This window comes from Paenibacillus pedocola (assembly GCF_031599675.1).
GTDB lineage: Bacteria > Bacillota > Bacilli > Paenibacillales > Paenibacillaceae > Paenibacillus_AQ > Paenibacillus_AQ pedocola.
Window position 1 is genome coordinate 3568555 of sequence record NZ_CP134223.1, and the last position, 15714, is coordinate 3584268.

The window sequence follows — 15714 nt, forward strand, 5'->3', positions numbered from 1 at the left end:
CCGGGGCCGTTTTCGCATTTTTATAGCACTTTGCTCAAGAAATCCTGGGTGCGGGCATGCTTCGGATTGCCGAATACTTCTGCCGGTGTACCCTGCTCGACAATGTATCCGCCGTCCATAAACAGGATGCGGTCGCCGACCTCACGGGCAAAGCCCATTTCATGAGTTACAATGACCATCGTCATGCCCTGCTCAGCCAGTTTCTTCATTACCTCAAGCACCTCGCCGACCATTTCCGGGTCTAGCGCAGAGGTAGGCTCATCGAACAGCATCACATGCGGCTGCATCGCCAGCGCCCGGGCAATCGCGATCCGCTGCTTCTGTCCGCCGGACAGCTGTGCAGGGTAGGCATCGCGCTTATCTTCAAGCCCTACGGTACGAAGAAGCTCTACGGCGATTTTCTCCGCTTCCGACGTTTGCTGCTTTTTCACTTTCAGCGGAGCCAGCATAATATTCTGCAGTACGGACATATGCGGGAACAGGTTGAACTGCTGGAAGACCATGCCCATTTTTTCACGGGTCTGGTTGATGTCATGCTTCTTATCTGTAATGGATTGGCCTTCAAAGGTAATTTCGCCGCCCGTAGGCTGCTCCAGCAGGTTCAGACAGCGCAAAAAGGTGCTTTTACCCGAACCGCTGGGTCCTATGACGACTACAACCTCGCCTTTTTTGATCTCCAGGTCGATTCCCTTGAGGATCTCCAGCTTGCCAAAATGCTTTTGCAGGTTGTTAACGGCGATCATCCGTATTCAGCCTCCTTTCTAATATGCCGAGTAGCTTGGATAGTGTAAAGGTCAGTATAAAATACATTACGGCGATGACAACCAGCGGAGTTAATCCCTCATAGGTAATGGTCGTAATGGTTCTTGCCTCAAAGAGCAGATCCGCTACCCCGATCATGGAGACGATGGAGGACTCTTTAATAATTGTAATAAACTCGTTTCCGATAGCCGGCAGCACATTTTTGAGCGCCTGCGGAAGCACGATGTACCGCATGGTCATCCCTTGCTTCATTCCGAGCGACCGGGCCGCCTCTACCTGACCGCGGTCTACCCCCTGAATACCCGCGCGGAAGATTTCCGCCAGATAAGCCGAGCTGTTAATGGTCAGGGTAATCGCCCCCGATTGAATCGGAGAAAACTCCAGGCCGAATTCCGGCAAGCCATAGTGGATCAGGAACAGCTGCACCAGCATTGGTGTCCCGCGCAAAAATTCAACCCAGGCGGATGCGATAAAACGCAGAACTCTCCATTTGGACATGCGCAGCAGCGAGACAATAATCCCCAGCACAAAGCCGAAGAAGACGCCCATCACCGCCAGCAGCAATGTATACTTTAAACCGGAGAAGAAAAAATTGCGGTATTCATAAGCCATATCAAAAATATTCATCTCTTGGCAAAACCTCCTGTTCTTCCATTTTCAAAAAAATAGAAAACAGCGAATTATCGCTATTTTCTACTTAAAGAGCATTACTCTGCAGCAAGCCAAGCCGCAGAAAAATTAATGATCTGCATCACAGGTTGTGTCAGGTAAAAAGCTTATTCGCTCTCGGCAAGCTCGCTTGCCGCCGCTACATACTCTTCGATCTTGCCTTCGGAGTTCAGACGGGTCAAGGTAGTATTTACTTGGTTAAGCAGCTCTGTGTTGCCCTTCTTCACGCCGATTACATAACCGTCATCTTCCACTTCAGGTTTAGCATCTGTAATGACAAGGCCTTTAACATTCTTCACAAAGGATTTGGCAACCGGCCCTTCCATAATGGAAGCATCCACACGGTTGGAATTCAGCTGCAGAACGATTTCGGAAATTTTGCCGAGGGAAGTCAGCTGTGCACCTTCAATGCCTTTGGCAATATCTTCCTGGATTGAACCGGTCTGAACACCGATCTTGGCACCCTTCAGGGAATCCATGGTCGCAAATTTATCTTTGTCGGCTTCACGTACTACTACTGCCTGCTCCGCTTTGTAGTAGATGTCGGACAGATCGACTGCTTTTTTGCGTTCTTCAGTCGGGCTCAGGCCGGAGATCACCATATCCACTCTGCCGCTGGACAGCTCATTTAAAAGGGAATCGAAAGGCAGATCCTTGATTACCAGCTCAGCGCCCATATCCGCAGCGATATCCTTGGCAATGTCGATGTCGAAGCCTACGATAGTGTCTTTGCCGTCAATCACTTTATGGAATTCATATGGCGGGAAGTCTGCACTTGTGCCCAGTGTCAGCGTTTTGGCTGCTGTACCGGTATTGCCGGCATTAGTGTCCGTTGATGCAGCATTATCATTGTTGTTGCCACAGCCGGTCATCAGTCCTACCGCAAGCAGCATTCCTAAAGAAAGTTTACCCCATTTGTTCATCTTTATATCTCCCCTATTCTCTCTTAAATTCTCTAAGTTGTCCCATTGACCGATTTATTATAAATCACTGCGCATGAATATGCAAAGACATTTTTGTGACAAGACTCGTTCATTTGAAGGTAAGACATGGTGATTACAGCAGCCTAAAGCCCACCCTGTTTTGCACATGTTAAGGCAAGAGGTATATACTAGGTATCATCTCCAGTTGCTTCCGAAATAACCCGGATAACCTGGACTGGTTCACGGGCTCCATTCGTGTGGTATTAATTACCTAATGCTTACGAAACCGTTTATTACGGTATGGCGCAGGTGAATTTACTCACAAAGCATAGATATATGCTCACAAAGTCATTTTATACGACATCTCAGGAGGATTAGCTCACAAAACTTAAGTTTATGCTTACGAAGCGAGTTTTGTACGATGTGTCTCAGGAGGATTAGCTCACAAAACTTAAGTTTATGCTTTCGAAGCGAGTTTTGTACGATGTGTCTCAGGAGGATTAGCTCACAAAACTTTTAGGAGGTGCTCTCATGCTTTTGGAAGCTATGTACCATGTACCCCGTGACAAGTGGGCTTACGCCTACGATACAAAAACTATACATCTGCGTGTACGCACCAAAAGGGACGATGTGGACTGTGTTACAGCCCTCACCGGAGACAAGTATGACTGGGAACATACCTTTTATGAGATCATGATGGAAAAGGCCGCATCCGACGATAAGTTTGATTACTGGGAATGCGCGGTCCGGCCTAAATATAAACGTCTCAGCTACACGTTCCGTGTCAGCAAAGGCCCGGAGGATGTATATCTCCTTGACAATGGCATCCGCTCGGAGTGTCCGCAGCCGCCAAATCACTTCTACGAGTTTCCCTACATACACCAAATCGACCTGTTTCAGGTGCCTAAATGGGCCAAGGATGCGGTGTTTTATCAGATTATGACCGAGCGCTTCGCTAATGGTGATCCCACCAATGATCCGGAAGGAACCGAGGCTTGGGGCGGAACGCCGAAGCTGGATAATTTTTTTGGCGGAGATCTGCAGGGTGTGCTGGATCATCTGGATGATCTGCAGGAGCTTGGCATCAACGCCGTTTATTTCACACCGCTGTTCGTCTCCCCTTCCAACCATAAATATGACATTGTGGACTATAAAAAAGTGGACCCCCACTTCGGCGATAATGAGCTCCTGAAGCGCGTTGTTGAGGAATGCCATAGACGGGGTATCCGGGTGATGCTCGACGCCGTGTTTAACCATTGCAGTGACAAGTTCCCGCCGTTTCAGGACGTGCTGGAGAAGGGCGAATATTCTGTATACAAAGACTGGTTCCATATGAACTCCTTCCCCGCTGAGGTTGTCGACGGTATTCCTACCTATGACACTTTCGGCTTTTTTGGCAATATGCCGAAGTTCAACACCGCCAACCATGAGGTCAAAACCTATCTGCTTGAGGTGGCCGAATATTGGATCAAGGAGATCAAGGTCGACGGCTGGCGGCTGGATGTCGCCAATGAGGTCGATCACCATTTCTGGCGCGACTTCCGCAAGGTTGTCAAGGCTGCGAACCCGGACGCTTATATCGTCGGCGAGGTGTGGAGTGATTCCCTGACCTGGCTGCTCGGTGACCAGTTTGATTCGGTCATGAACTATCCGTTCTCCGGTACGGTGCTGGAATTCTTCAACGGGGGCATGGACGGCATTACCTTCGGACACCGGATCGGAAGCTTACTGATGCGCTATCCGCAGCAGACGAACGAGGTCGTCTTTAATCTGCTGGGCAGCCATGACACCCCGCGTCTTCTGACGGTTGTCGGGGAGGATAAACGCAGGCTGAAGCTCGCTGTCGTCTTTTTGTTCACCTTTATGGGGACACCTTGCATTTACTATGGCGATGAGATCGGGCTCACGGGCAATGAAGACCCCGACTGCCGCAAATGCATGGAATGGGATGAGGAGAAGCAGGACCGGGAGCTTTATGATTTCTACCGCATGATGATCGCCCTGCGCAAGGAAAACAAGGCGCTGCGCGAAGGCCGCTTCCGCATCCTCCAGGCTTGTGAGAATGATCCGTGCATCGTCTATGAGCGGGCGGATGAAATCATTCATTTCACGGTCTGGATGAACAATTCCCCCGTTCCCCGCATACTCAGCCACCCGATGGAGACCGACGACTGGCAGGATGCGCTGACCGGTGACCCGGTAGCTCCCGTAGATGGAATGATGAATATCTCGCTTGATCCGTACGGTTACCGGATTCTGTGCCGTAATCTGGAGCAGCCTTCGATTTAAAGCTGTTACCTTCAATACAAAAAACCAAAGGCAGCCTTGAACTGGAATTCAGTTCTAGACTGCCTTTGGTTTTGTCTGGCTCAAGTTACCGCTCATTATATTAACTCATAAGGGATAAAACGGTCCGTTAGTTTAAATTTTTGGTGAGGAGTATTTCCAATGGTTGTGTATCAAGAATTAAGCATCCTGCATCTTTATAGCCTAGTTTTCTGTAAAAGTGCTGGGCTCCTTCATCAGCCTGAGTAGATGTCATAATCAGATTGAAGCCCTTTTGTTTCATTTGTTCTTCCCAGAAGAGGACAACTTGCTTTCCTGCCCCCTTGTCTCGATATTGTTCATCGACCCAAATCATGTTCATGAAAGGGGTGTTGTCCCAAAAGTATCCAAACCTCATCCATCCGATATTACTTTCATCCTGATTTCGCAGAATGTATATCTCATTCCCCTTTATTTTTGACAGTATTAAGCTCTCAGAAATATGAGAGTCACGGTTTCGTATGTATTCATAGTCTGAGTCCGTTGCAAAGACGATCTTCAACTTTCTTCCTCCCTTATGTCCCATTAAAAAACCTAATGACATTCTAACAGAACTTTATTAAGCACCGACAATAAATAACATCTTTAATTAAACTCTACTGCCCGTTAGTGTCTACAACTTTGTTTTGACGGCCTAGTGCCTTATTATTCAGATTCATACTATGTTTCGCCGAACACCCAAAGATAATTGCATTTGTTCCCCTCATGCATTACACTCTTTATATTGACAAATTTGCAGGTCTATAAAAGGAGGTCCACGCGTCTATGTGCCCCCGTACTAAAGAACAAAATGAGCGCATACGGATGCAGCGCCGAGAACAGATCCTGGACTTCGCCGCGCGCGCCTACTTCCGCACCGGCGGCAGCTTTGATATTCGCGACGTCGCTCGCGAGGCCGAGCTCGGTTACGGCACGGTATACCATTATTATCCTAACCGGCATTTACTGATAGAAGAGGTGCTGGACAGCGGCTTCGAGCGATGCGAGCAAGCACTTGCAGAATGGTCTAACCTCAGCCGCAGCACCTCGGATAACAGGCAGCTATTGACGTATTGCAAGATGCTGCTCCGGCTGTGGCTGTCGGATGCCCGCGCATATCTCGTCTACAAAATGGCGGCGGAACAATATTCAGGCTTGCCTGAGAAAGATCGGCATCCCGCCCAGAGACGATTCATGGAACAGCTGTACCTTCCGCTCAAATCGATCGCGCAGCGCGAAGACGACAGCGTAGACTATATGCTTGCCGTGCTGGTTGGCTGTTGCGGGGTGCACTACTATGCGGGTACTTCCGAGCTGGACGTCAATCGAATCGCCCAGCTTGCGATGCAAGCTATTACGAAGGAGTATTGATAACAACCATGGTCATCTTAAAAAGCAAGCATGAAATCGAAGGCATCCGCAAGGCATGCCAGGTGGTGGCCGAATGCCACCGTACGATCGCCCCGCTCATCAAACCGGGTATCACGACGAACGAGATAGAGCGCATATTCGAGGACATTATCTTGAAGCACGGCGCCAAGCCATACACGAAGGGCTACAAGGGCTATCCATATGCGACCTGTGCCTCCGTCAACGACGTGATCGCACATGGCTTCCCTACAGATAAACCGCTTGAGGAAGGCGATATTGTGACGATCGACACGGTCGCAGAGCTCGACGGCTGGCTCGGTGATTCAGCCTGGAGCTATGCGGTTGGTGAGATCTCGCCAGCGGCCGAGAAGCTGATGCGCGTCACCAAGGAATGCCTTGACCTCAGCATCGCGCAGGCCCAGCCCGGCAATCGGCTCGGCGATGTGACGAGCACGATCCAGCAGCATGCCGAATCGAACGGCTTCGGCGTCGTGCGCGACCTTCTCGCCCATGGCATCGGCCGGGACCTGCACGAGGAGCCGACCTATATGCATGTCGGTAAGCCCGGCAAAGGCCTCCGCATCAAGGAAGGCATGGTGTTCACGATCGAGCCCATGATCACCGAAGGCACCTACTATATGTCAATCGATCCGGACGGCTGGACCGCCCGAACACTGGACCGCAAGCTCGCCGCCCAATATGAGCATACAATCGCCATTACTGCTGAAGGTCCACAAATCCTGACTGCGCAATAAAATCATTAGAGGCCGGCCAGCGAAATGGCCGACCTCTTTTTTGCGGGCCACGCATAGCCTCTTTCTTCCTCTGATGCATTCGTTTGATTTCACACCCAGCCATCGTCATGGGTTAAGTTGTGAGATCATCAATCGCTTGAACAGCCAGTTCCAAGGCCTTTATTCTTCGCTCCAGCAGTGTTCTTTGCGGACTACCCGTCTTTGACTTCGCATAACTGTTTTGAATAGATGGAAATAAACCTGCAATCACCTTGCGGGCTTCTGCTAAATCTTCCTGTATGTAATGATGAGGCCCTTGATTCCAGACGTGTTCCAGCACGGCTAAACCGATGGAAACAGCTTTAAGCCGTTTCTTTACGAGGGTAGTATTGGCACCATTTTGAGTCATTTGAGACAAAGCATTTTCCAGCTTACGGATGGTCGATTGTAAAGATTTAATGGATTCCAATTGATCTGCTTGTGATACATTTTCCATGCGGGTACTGTCCTTTCTTAGATTCTGTTGATTTGCAAAAAAAGAACACACTGCTAAGATTTGATCCTGGCGGTGTGTTCTTCTGCTTTTGAGGTGTGATCGTTTTTTATTATAAGCTATTCCGTAATGTTATCGTAGATGTCGATGTACTGCTGTGCGGAAACGCTCCAGCTGTAGTCACCGGCGAAGGCGTTTTTCGTAACCTTTTTCCAGTGCTCCGGTTTGTGGTAGTAGGATACGGCCCGGCGCAGTGTATACATCATATCGTGGGCGTTGTAATCCTTAAAGGTGAAGCCGTTGCCCTCGCCTGTCTCCTCGTTATAGGCATGAACTGTGTCGTTGAGCCCGCCGGTTTCGCGCACGACCGGAATACTTCCATACCGCAGGGCCAGCAGCTGGCTGATGCCGCAAGGCTCAAACTTGGATGGCATCAGGAAGATGTCGCTTGCCGCATAGATTTTACGGGATAACGCGTCATTGAACAAAATCTGGGAAGAAAGCTTGGTCGGATAACGCCATGCCGCCTCACGGAACCAGCGCTCATAGGATTCGTCACCTGTACCAAGCAGGACGAATTGGATATCGTCATAATACAGCAGCTCATCGAGTACCCGTGTCAGCAGATCCAGGCCTTTGGAATCGACCAGCCGTGTAACCATCGCAACCATCGGAATGTAGGGTGCCACCGGCAGACCCAGTTCCTGCTGCAGACCCAGCTTGTTCTCGGCTTTTTTGGCCAGATTTGAGCGATATTTCGTGAAGATTTTGCTGTCCGTATTCGGATTATAGCTCTTGGTATCAATGCCGTTTACGATTCCGCTAAGGCTGTCTGCACGGGAATTCAGAAGCCCATCCAAACCGTAGCCGTAATATGCTGTACGGATCTCATCCGCATACGTCGGGCTGACCGTAGTGACATGATCGCTGTGGACGATTCCGCCCTTCATGTAATTCACGTTGCCGTAATACTCTACGCTGGTAAAATAACTGCTGTCCAGACCGAGCAGCTCGCCCAGCACCGAATACGGGAAAACACCCTGATACAGCAGATTGTGAATAGTGAATACCGTGCGCATGTTGCTGTAAAAAGGAATATGGCGGTAGTGCGCCTTCAGCAGCAGCGGAACAACAGCAGCATGCCAGTCATGGCAATGCAGCACATCAGGCTGGAAATTAATACTCGGCAGGCACTCCAGTACCGCGCGGTTAAAGAAGGCAAACCGTTCACCGTCATCCATATATCCGTAGATGCCGTCCCGGCCAAAATAATATTCATTATCGACGAAATAAACAGGAATGCCGTCATAGACGATCTGTTCAATGCCGCAATATTGATTGCGCCAGCCGACAGGCACATCGAGTACAGCCACAGACTCCATCTGCGAGCGGAATTGCTCCGGAATCCCTTTATATTTAGGCAAAATCACCCGTACATCCACCCCTGCACCCTTCAGCGCCTTGGGTAAAGCTCCAATGACATCGGCCAGACCTCCCGTTTTGATAAACGGATGGGCTTCGGCTGCGGCAAATAAAACTTTCATTCCAATTTCCCCCTTCGTTGTACGAATTCTCTATTCCAAACCTGCTTTGGGCTTGCGTCCCGCCTTCTTCAGGACCAGAAAACTAAGCGGCGGAAGCGTCAGCTCCAGGCTGTTCAGCTGGTTATGCCATTCTTTCTTGGTGCTCTTCAGCGGTTCATTATGAATCCCGGAACCCCCAAACTCGATGTTCTCCGAGCTGAAAATTTCTTCATACGTACCCGGCCGCGGAACGCCGATCCGGTAATCACGCCGTTCCACCGGCTGAAAATTAATAATGATGAGCAGGGTATCTACAGGCTTCTTGCCTCTGCGGATATAGGAAACCACACTTTGGCCATTATCGTCTGCATCAATCCACTGGTAGCCTTCCATATCATGATCTAGCTCCCACAGCGCCTTCTCCGTCACGTAGAGTTTGTTAAGTGCAGCTGTAAAAGCAAGCATCCGGCGGTGGCTTTCGTAATCCAGCAGCAGCCAATCGAGCTGCTCCTGATCCTTCCACTCGATAAACTGTCCAAACTCACCACCCATAAACAGCAGCTTCTTGCCGGGATGGGAGATGTGATAACCCAAGAGTACCCTGAGTCCGGCAAACTTTTGCTCATAGGATCCGGGCATTTTGTCTAGCAGTGATTTCTTGCCGTGCACGACTTCATCATGAGACAGCGGCAGAGCATAGTTCTCGGAATAGGCGTAGCAGATGGGAAAGGTCAACAAATTATGATGATAGGGCCGGGCCCCGAAATCATGTTCTATGTAACCCAGTGTGTCATTCATCCAGCCCATATTCCATTTGTAATTAAACCCCAGGCCGCCTTCATGTACAGGCGCAGTAACGCCCGGCCAGGCGCTGGATTCCTCAGCCATCATCAGTGCTTTTGGATAGTAATGGAAAATGGCCTTGTTCAGCTGCTGAATGAAACTGATCGCCTCCAAATTCTCCAGTCCCCCGTTCCGGTTGCGCCGGTACTGGTGGTCCCGCTTCTCAAAATCGAGACGGAGCATGCTTGTCACCGCATCTACACGCATTCCGTCAATGTGATAAACATCGAACCAGAACAGTGCATTTGAGATCAGGAACGAGACAATCTCCGGCTTGCTGAAATCAAAGGACAGGGTTCCCCAGCCCGGCTTCTCGGCCAGCATAGGATCCGCATATTCGTACAGCGGAGTTCCGTCAAACATTCTGAGGCCATGTGCATCTTTGGCAAAATGCGCCGGAACCCAGTCCAGAATAACACCGATACCGGCCTGGTGAAGATGATCAATGAGGTACATCAGCTCCTGCGGCTCTCCATAACGGCTGGTTGCAGCGAAATATCCCGTTCCCTGATATCCCCATGATAAATCATAAGGATGTTCGGCGAGCGGCATAAATTCCACATGGGTATAATTCATCTCCACCAGATAGGGGATCAGCAGATCACTCATCTCACGGTAGGTATAGAATTCACCGTCCTCCTTCTGCTTCCAGGTGCCGAAATGCATCTCATAAATGTTCATCGGCCCGTTGTATGGAGCTTTGTTCTTCCGCTTCCACTGATTGTCGCCCCAGCTATAGCCGCTGATATCCGCAACAACGGAAGCCGTGGCCGGCCGCACCTCTGCCTTAAACGCGTAAGGATCTGCCTTCAAAAAGCTTGCACCTTCAGCGGATACAATCCTGTATTTGTAAAAAGTTCCCGGCTCTATTCCCGGAAAAAAACGACTCCAAAATCCTGAATCGGGTATCTTATATAACGAGTCCACGTCCTGCGTTCCATCCCAGCCGTTATGATTACCAGCCAGTCCTACATATGTCGCATGAGGAGCCCACACGGTAAAGCGTACGCCCGTCATTCCTTCTTCAGCGGCAATGTGCGCGCCCAGCATCGTATAGCTGCGATAATTCGTGCCCTCATGGAACAGGTAAATATCATCAGATGACGGGAGGTTTACTGTCTTAAGTATGTCAGGCAAATCATCACCACCTTATTGTATAGGATGCACCTATAACATTACCCGAATGTTGGGCGTTTGAAAATGATTTATAAGGCAAAAACAGGGTTTCTCTGAATAAAGAAAATTATTCTGTAATTTTTCCTGCTGTACAGCAATATATTTCACCTATGTCGTTTCAAGCGCTTGTAGTGAGTTTATATTACAAGCATTGACAAAAAAATGGGAGGGATAACAAATGAGTAAAAAAGAATGTGTAGCCATGCTGCTGGCAGGCGGGGAGGGCCGGAGATTGGCTCCCTTAACTTCCACTATGGCAAAACCCGCAGTCCCTTTCGGAGGACAGTATAGAATCATTGACTTTCCCCTCAGCAATTGCGTGAATTCCAAGATAGATACCGTTGGCGTACTGACACAGTACGAAGCGAACTCCTTGCATCAGCATATCGGGTCAGGTGAGCCATGGGGGCTTCATTCCAAACCAGATCAGGGAGTAAAGCTGCTGCCCTCCGGAGTTGAAGGCCGTGACACTTATACGGGGACAGCAGATGCCATCTATAAGAACATTGAATTTATTGACAGCCATAATCCGGAACATGTGCTGATTCTTTCAGCTGATCATATTTATCATATGGATTATCGCAAAATGCTCGATTATCACATCGGCAAATCCGCTAAGGCAACCATTTCAGTCATGGAGGTCCCTTGGGATGAAGCCAGCCGCTTCGGTGTGATGAATGTTAACGAAGAACTCCAAATTTCCGAGTTTGCGGAAAAACCAAAAGTGCCGCAAAGTAATCTTGCTTCGATGGGAATTTACTTGTTCGAGTGGGCTTACCTGAAGGATCATTTGCTGCGCGATGCCGCTAATCCGGCCTCCAGCCATGACTTCGGTAAAGACGTTATTCCGACGATGCTTGACGGCAATGATCAGTTGTTTGCTTACCGCTTCAAAGGATACTGGAGAGATGTCGGCACCGTAGACAGCCTCTGGGAAGCTCATATGGACCTTCTGCAGGAGGATGACAACGGCTTTAAGCTGGATAATGCCCAGTGGCCGATGTACAGCCGGGCCCGCCGTAACAAACCGGCGGCTGTTAAACCGCGCGTACAGATCAAAGCAGAAGATTGCCTAGTGAATGAATCTTGCCTGCTCGAAGGCAGCCTGCAGCGTTCAGTGATCTTCGGGGGTGTAGAAATCGGCAAGCTTAGCCGGATTCATCACAGTATTGTAATGCCGAATGTCCGCATCGGGCGCGGCGTCCTGATTGAGAATGCGATCATCGGCGAAGGTGCGGTCATTAAGGACGGAGCAGTCATCAAAGGAAGCAGTGACAATATCGTCGTTGTCGGCCCTAATGAGATTGTGGCCGCCAAACCTGTTATCCGTACACAGCCTTCCCGTCTGCTGCAAGAGGTCTATGAGAAGACCGGCAGACTCCGGGCTGAAGGGCTTCCTTCTTAAGCCTCTTCTTCCTCAGCATAATCAATTAATAAAAGGGCTGAATTACCGGTCTTGCCGACCGGTAATTCAGCCCTTTTAGCTATATCTTAATTAGGAGCGAACGCTCTCGTTATTCGTAGACATTCTCCGGAAGAGCCGCTGCTGGCGGACGCTCCTCGGTGAGCGGCAGAATAACGGTCACCTGCGTACCTTTGCCGAGCTCACTGTCCATTTCCAGCTTTCCGTTATGAAGCTCCACAATCTGCTGGGATATCGCAAGCCCCAGTCCGGTCCCTCCATTCAGCGCATCGACCTGGAAGAACCGGTCACGCACCCTGGAAAGATGCGCTTCGCTGATGCCGATTCCGCTGTCCCGCACGATTACAGCCATTTCACTGGCTGACAGACGCTGGGCGGACAGGACGATGCTGGAATCTTCCGGAGAAAACTTCACGGCATTATCGACAAGATTGAGAAATACCTGCTTCAACCGGTTCGGATCACCTTTGATATAGATCGTGTCCTCACACTCCAGCACCAGATGAATCCGCTTCTTCTCCGCTTTGGCCCATATATTCAGGATCGTCTCCTGCAGCACTACCTTAATGTCCATCAGAACGATGGAGAGCTTCATTTCATTCTGCTGCAGCTTCGAGAAGTCCAGAATCTCTTCAACGAGTCCGATAAGACGGTCACTTTCCTTGGAGATAATCCCCATACCCAGCTTGGTCTCTTCCGGATCGTAGCCGCCCGAAATCAGCGTCTCACTCCAGCCCTTGATACTGGTGAGCGGTGTCCGCAGCTCATGCGAAATCGAGGAGATAAAGTCGTCCTTGATCTGATTGCTGCGGATAATCTCATCCGCCATATAGTTCAAGGTAGAAGCCAAATCGCCGATTTCGTATCTATAGTTACCTTTGATGCGGGCGGTGAACCTCCCCTTCGCCATTTGGGCCGAAACTGCGGTAATATTATTCAGCGGTTTAACGATCGAATTAGCCAGGCCGAAGCTGAACAGGACTACAATCACCATTACGGCCGCACCGATACCGATGGATGCCAGTGTAAGGTTCAGCAGATCTTTATCGATCCGCTCCATCGAGGTGAGATATCTGATTACATACTTGTCGCGGCTGCTGACCTGAATCAACTTGGAGACAGCCATTACACTTTCATTCGTTCCCGCTTGTCTGCCTACCCACCGGCCGATACTGCCGCCTACCGCTTCAGGTACGTCACTGGTAGTAATGGTGCGGTCAGGCTGAAAGCCTGTTGAACTGGTAAGGATATCCCCGCTGGTTGACAGGACTTCCAGCTCTGTATAGTCCATGCTGAAGAAATCGAGCACCTTTTGCAGCTGATTGGGCGACCGCTCACCCGAAATTTCATATTTCAGGAATTCTTCCGCCGTGCTGATGTGGGTCGTAATCTTACTGTACACGCTGTCGTAATAATACGTCCGGATTGCCAGCAGGAAGATAACCTCAACGAGGAGAAGCGCCACAAAGACTACCAGAATATAGTGCAGTACAATCTGTCTGCGCATCCCCTTCTTGATCATTGTCCTTGACCCTTCCATTTATAGCCGTGCCCCCATACAGTCTGCAGGTATTCGGGCTCCGACGGATTGTTTTCGATTTTTTGGCGCAGCCGGCGGATGTTCACATCCACAATTTTGGGATCCCCCATGTATTCCTTACCCCAGACATGATCCAGCAAGGAATCGCGGCTGAGCGGCGTATTTTCTTTCTCCAGGAAAAATTGCACCAGTGAAAATTCAGTTGGTGTCAATTCGATGGCTTCCCCGCCGCGTTTGAACTGCTTAGAGATCAGATCAAGTGTAAACGGACCGGAATGGAAGGACACCTTCGCCGACTGCTCGCGGTGCACATTAACCCGGCGCAGCAGCGATTGAATACGGGCAATCAGCTCCGTCGGACTGAACGGTTTGCTGACATGGTCATCTGCTCCTACGGAGAGCGCGTAGACCTTATCCTGTTCCTGCACCTTTGCCGTCAAAAAGATGATTCCAAGCCGCTCGTTGGTTTCCCGGATACGCCTGCACACCTCAAAACCGTCGATACCCGGAACCATAACATCCAGCAGCGCGATATCAATATCGGGCACTGTAGTCAGCTTATGCAGCGCTTCGTTGCCGTCAGCCGCCTCCAGCACTTCAAACCCGTTGCGTTTAAGATTAATAACAATAAAACTGCGGATAGATTCTTCATCCTCCAGAATAAGTACTTTACTCATCGATTCCCTTCCTTTCGATTGGAGCGGTTATTTTGTCGCTGTCGCTCCCGCCCGTGCTCTGCACCAGTTCTCCCCGGTAGCCGATTACCTTATCCATATCGCGCCCCAGAACTTTCCATCCGCTATTCTTGACGCGGTCCCATTCCATCTGTGTGAAGAAAGATACCTCTACAACCGTTTCTCCCGTATCGGACAGAATAAACTTCAGGGACTTATCCTGGACAGACTTCGTATCGACCGTAATCCTCTCGTGCCACTCCGGCAGGAAATCAATCACGAAACGGTCCGAAGGATCACGGTATTTCTGCGCCGTAAAGGTCAGCCCGTCCTTGCCGTCCCATTTGTAATAGGAAGTGAAATAAGGGATGGTCTCCGGGTCGAAATATTCCCAGCCTTTCGGCGGCTCAAGCAATCCGATCTCAATAATGCCGTCCCCGTCCATGTCTTCACTGATAATTTTTCTGTCCTTAAAGGTACTGGCATCCCCCGGTATCACCACGCGCAGCTTGTTATTCTCCATAACAACCATTGTAGTATAAGCCGAGCGGGAATCCACTGCCGCATCCAGTACTATACCTTCTTTATTCTCTGCTACTTTTCCTGAGACAATATTGTAATAATTATTAAAATAAGGGTCCAGGTTATCGAGCTGATCAAGCACCTTAAACCCGTCATTAAACTGATAGGTGGTGATTTTGTCCACTTCATTGCGTTTGAAGTACACGATCGTAATATCGGAAATCCCGTCCTCGTTCAGGTCATCGATCATGTATTTGGTATAGGGCTGTGCTAGCCGTTCTTCCAGCTCACCGCCGGAATACGAATACACCACTACCCCCTTCTCATCACCGCGTGAATAGCCGGTAATAATGTCCAGCTTCCCGTCACCGGTTACATCCTTCAGATCCACCGATTCCAGCTGCGTGCCGTCACCGTCAAAGACGAGCTTCTTCACCCACCCATCCTCTACCTTCTCCAGAATCATGCCATGGATCAGGACAGACTCGTTCTCGGTTAAGTAAAAAACCAGGGTCTCCATCATTCCGTCCTTATCGAGATCCTCCGTAAAAATGGAGCTGTCCTCATCCCCCGCCGGACGGATCAGCGATGCGCTGGCCGGCATCTGTGATTTAATGGCCATCATCAGCGAAGCTTTGTCGGCAGAGAGCTCCGGCGACTTCATCTTCGAAACAGGATCGCTGATGAAGGTACAGCCCGACAGTAGGGACATGGAAAGAGCTACTGCCGCCAGACGCCTAAGAACACGTATATTCAA

12 protein-coding genes and 1 pseudogene are annotated in these 15714 nt (G+C 49.9%); 4 read left to right on the forward strand and 9 right to left on the reverse strand.

What is annotated here, in order from left to right:
* Window positions 1-20: 20 nt before the first annotated feature.
* Entirely contained in the window at window positions 21-743 is a 723-nt protein-coding gene (locus tag QU597_RS15640) for an amino acid ABC transporter ATP-binding protein (RefSeq protein WP_054940844.1), read from the reverse strand.
* Window positions 730-2228, reverse strand: a pseudogene (locus tag QU597_RS28850) (ABC transporter substrate-binding protein/permease); the annotation flags it as partial. The pseudogene QU597_RS28850 and the gene QU597_RS15640, both read right to left, overlap by 14 nt.
* A gap of 657 nt (window positions 2229-2885) precedes the next feature.
* Between QU597_RS28850 and QU597_RS15655 the strand changes: the two are divergent.
* Window positions 2886-4643 (forward strand): alpha-glycosidase, encoded by a 1758-nt coding sequence (locus QU597_RS15655; protein ID WP_310828867.1) that lies wholly within the window; start codon window positions 2886-2888, stop codon window positions 4641-4643.
* A gap of 127 nt (window positions 4644-4770) precedes the next feature.
* On the opposite strand, the gene QU597_RS15660 is transcribed toward QU597_RS15655, so the two are convergent.
* A complete protein-coding gene (locus QU597_RS15660; protein WP_310828868.1) occupies window positions 4771-5181 on the reverse strand; it encodes a GNAT family N-acetyltransferase in 411 nt (136 codons plus the stop codon).
* A 302-nt stretch (window positions 5182-5483) separates the two neighbouring features.
* Here QU597_RS15660 and QU597_RS15665 point away from each other — a divergent pair, with 302 nt between their 5' ends.
* Complete coding sequence (locus QU597_RS15665; RefSeq protein WP_310828869.1) at window positions 5484-6029, forward strand: TetR/AcrR family transcriptional regulator; 546 nt, start codon at window positions 5484-5486, stop codon at window positions 6027-6029.
* Window positions 6030-6037: 8 nt separating this feature from the next.
* Window positions 6038-6784, forward strand: coding sequence for a type I methionyl aminopeptidase (gene map / locus QU597_RS15670; protein ID WP_310828870.1), 747 nt, complete (start codon window positions 6038-6040; stop codon window positions 6782-6784).
* Window positions 6785-6896: 112 nt separating this feature from the next.
* On the opposite strand, the gene QU597_RS15675 is transcribed toward map, so the two are convergent.
* The 3 genes from QU597_RS15675 to glgB all read right to left on the reverse strand — a co-directional run bounded on the left by QU597_RS15675 (window position 6897) and on the right by glgB (window position 10759).
* Window positions 6897-7259, reverse strand: a complete 363-nt coding sequence (locus QU597_RS15675; protein ID WP_206100287.1) for a hypothetical protein — start codon at window positions 7257-7259, stop codon at window positions 6897-6899.
* A gap of 116 nt (window positions 7260-7375) precedes the next feature.
* On the reverse strand, window positions 7376-8800 hold the full coding sequence (gene glgA / locus QU597_RS15680; RefSeq protein WP_310828872.1) for a glycogen synthase GlgA: 1425 nt from the start codon (window positions 8798-8800) through the stop codon (window positions 7376-7378).
* A gap of 30 nt (window positions 8801-8830) precedes the next feature.
* On the reverse strand, window positions 8831-10759 hold the full coding sequence (glgB, locus tag QU597_RS15685; RefSeq protein ID WP_310828873.1) for a 1,4-alpha-glucan branching protein GlgB: 1929 nt from the start codon (window positions 10757-10759) through the stop codon (window positions 8831-8833).
* 217 nt (window positions 10760-10976) lie between these two features.
* Between glgB and QU597_RS15690 the strand changes: the two genes are divergently transcribed.
* On the forward strand, window positions 10977-12203 hold the full coding sequence (locus QU597_RS15690; RefSeq protein WP_310828874.1) for a glucose-1-phosphate adenylyltransferase: 1227 nt from the start codon (window positions 10977-10979) through the stop codon (window positions 12201-12203).
* A 109-nt stretch (window positions 12204-12312) separates the two neighbouring features.
* On the opposite strand, the gene QU597_RS15695 is transcribed toward QU597_RS15690, so the two are convergent.
* Genes QU597_RS15695 through QU597_RS15705 form a run of 3 tightly spaced genes read right to left on the reverse strand, consistent with a single transcriptional unit; the run spans window position 12313 to window position 15714 of the window.
* Entirely contained in the window at window positions 12313-13743 is a 1431-nt protein-coding gene (locus QU597_RS15695; protein WP_310833335.1) for a sensor histidine kinase, read from the reverse strand.
* Window positions 13740-14438 carry a response regulator transcription factor gene (locus QU597_RS15700; protein WP_054940854.1) on the reverse strand — a complete coding sequence of 233 codons (699 nt, stop codon included), beginning with the start codon at window positions 14436-14438 and terminating at the stop codon, window positions 13740-13742. The genes QU597_RS15695 and QU597_RS15700 overlap by 4 nt, the downstream gene beginning before the upstream one ends.
* A complete protein-coding gene (locus tag QU597_RS15705) occupies window positions 14431-15714 on the reverse strand; it encodes a hypothetical protein (protein WP_310828876.1) in 1284 nt (427 codons plus the stop codon). Before QU597_RS15705 ends, QU597_RS15700 begins: the two co-directional genes overlap by 8 nt.

What these genes read in the sequence shown, in the direction of transcription:
- QU597_RS15640 (WP_054940844.1), bottom strand. Translation starts at nt 743, where the DNA reads ATGATCGCCGTTAACAACCTGCAAAAGCATTTTGGCAAGCTGGAGATC.
- QU597_RS15655 (WP_310828867.1), top strand. Translation starts at nt 2,886, where the DNA reads ATGCTTTTGGAAGCTATGTACCATGTACCCCGTGACAAGTGGGCTTAC.
- QU597_RS15665 (WP_310828869.1), top strand. Translation starts at nt 5,484, where the DNA reads ATGCAGCGCCGAGAACAGATCCTGGACTTCGCCGCGCGCGCCTACTTC.
- map (WP_310828870.1), top strand. Translation starts at nt 6,038, where the DNA reads ATGGTCATCTTAAAAAGCAAGCATGAAATCGAAGGCATCCGCAAGGCA.
- QU597_RS15675 (WP_206100287.1), bottom strand. Translation starts at nt 7,259, where the DNA reads ATGGAAAATGTATCACAAGCAGATCAATTGGAATCCATTAAATCTTTA.
- glgA (WP_310828872.1), bottom strand. Translation starts at nt 8,800, where the DNA reads ATGAAAGTTTTATTTGCCGCAGCCGAAGCCCATCCGTTTATCAAAACG.
- QU597_RS15690 (WP_310828874.1), top strand. Translation starts at nt 10,977, where the DNA reads ATGAGTAAAAAAGAATGTGTAGCCATGCTGCTGGCAGGCGGGGAGGGC.
- QU597_RS15695 (WP_310833335.1), bottom strand. Translation starts at nt 13,743, where the DNA reads ATGATCAAGAAGGGGATGCGCAGACAGATTGTACTGCACTATATTCTG.
- QU597_RS15700 (WP_054940854.1), bottom strand. Translation starts at nt 14,438, where the DNA reads ATGAGTAAAGTACTTATTCTGGAGGATGAAGAATCTATCCGCAGTTTT.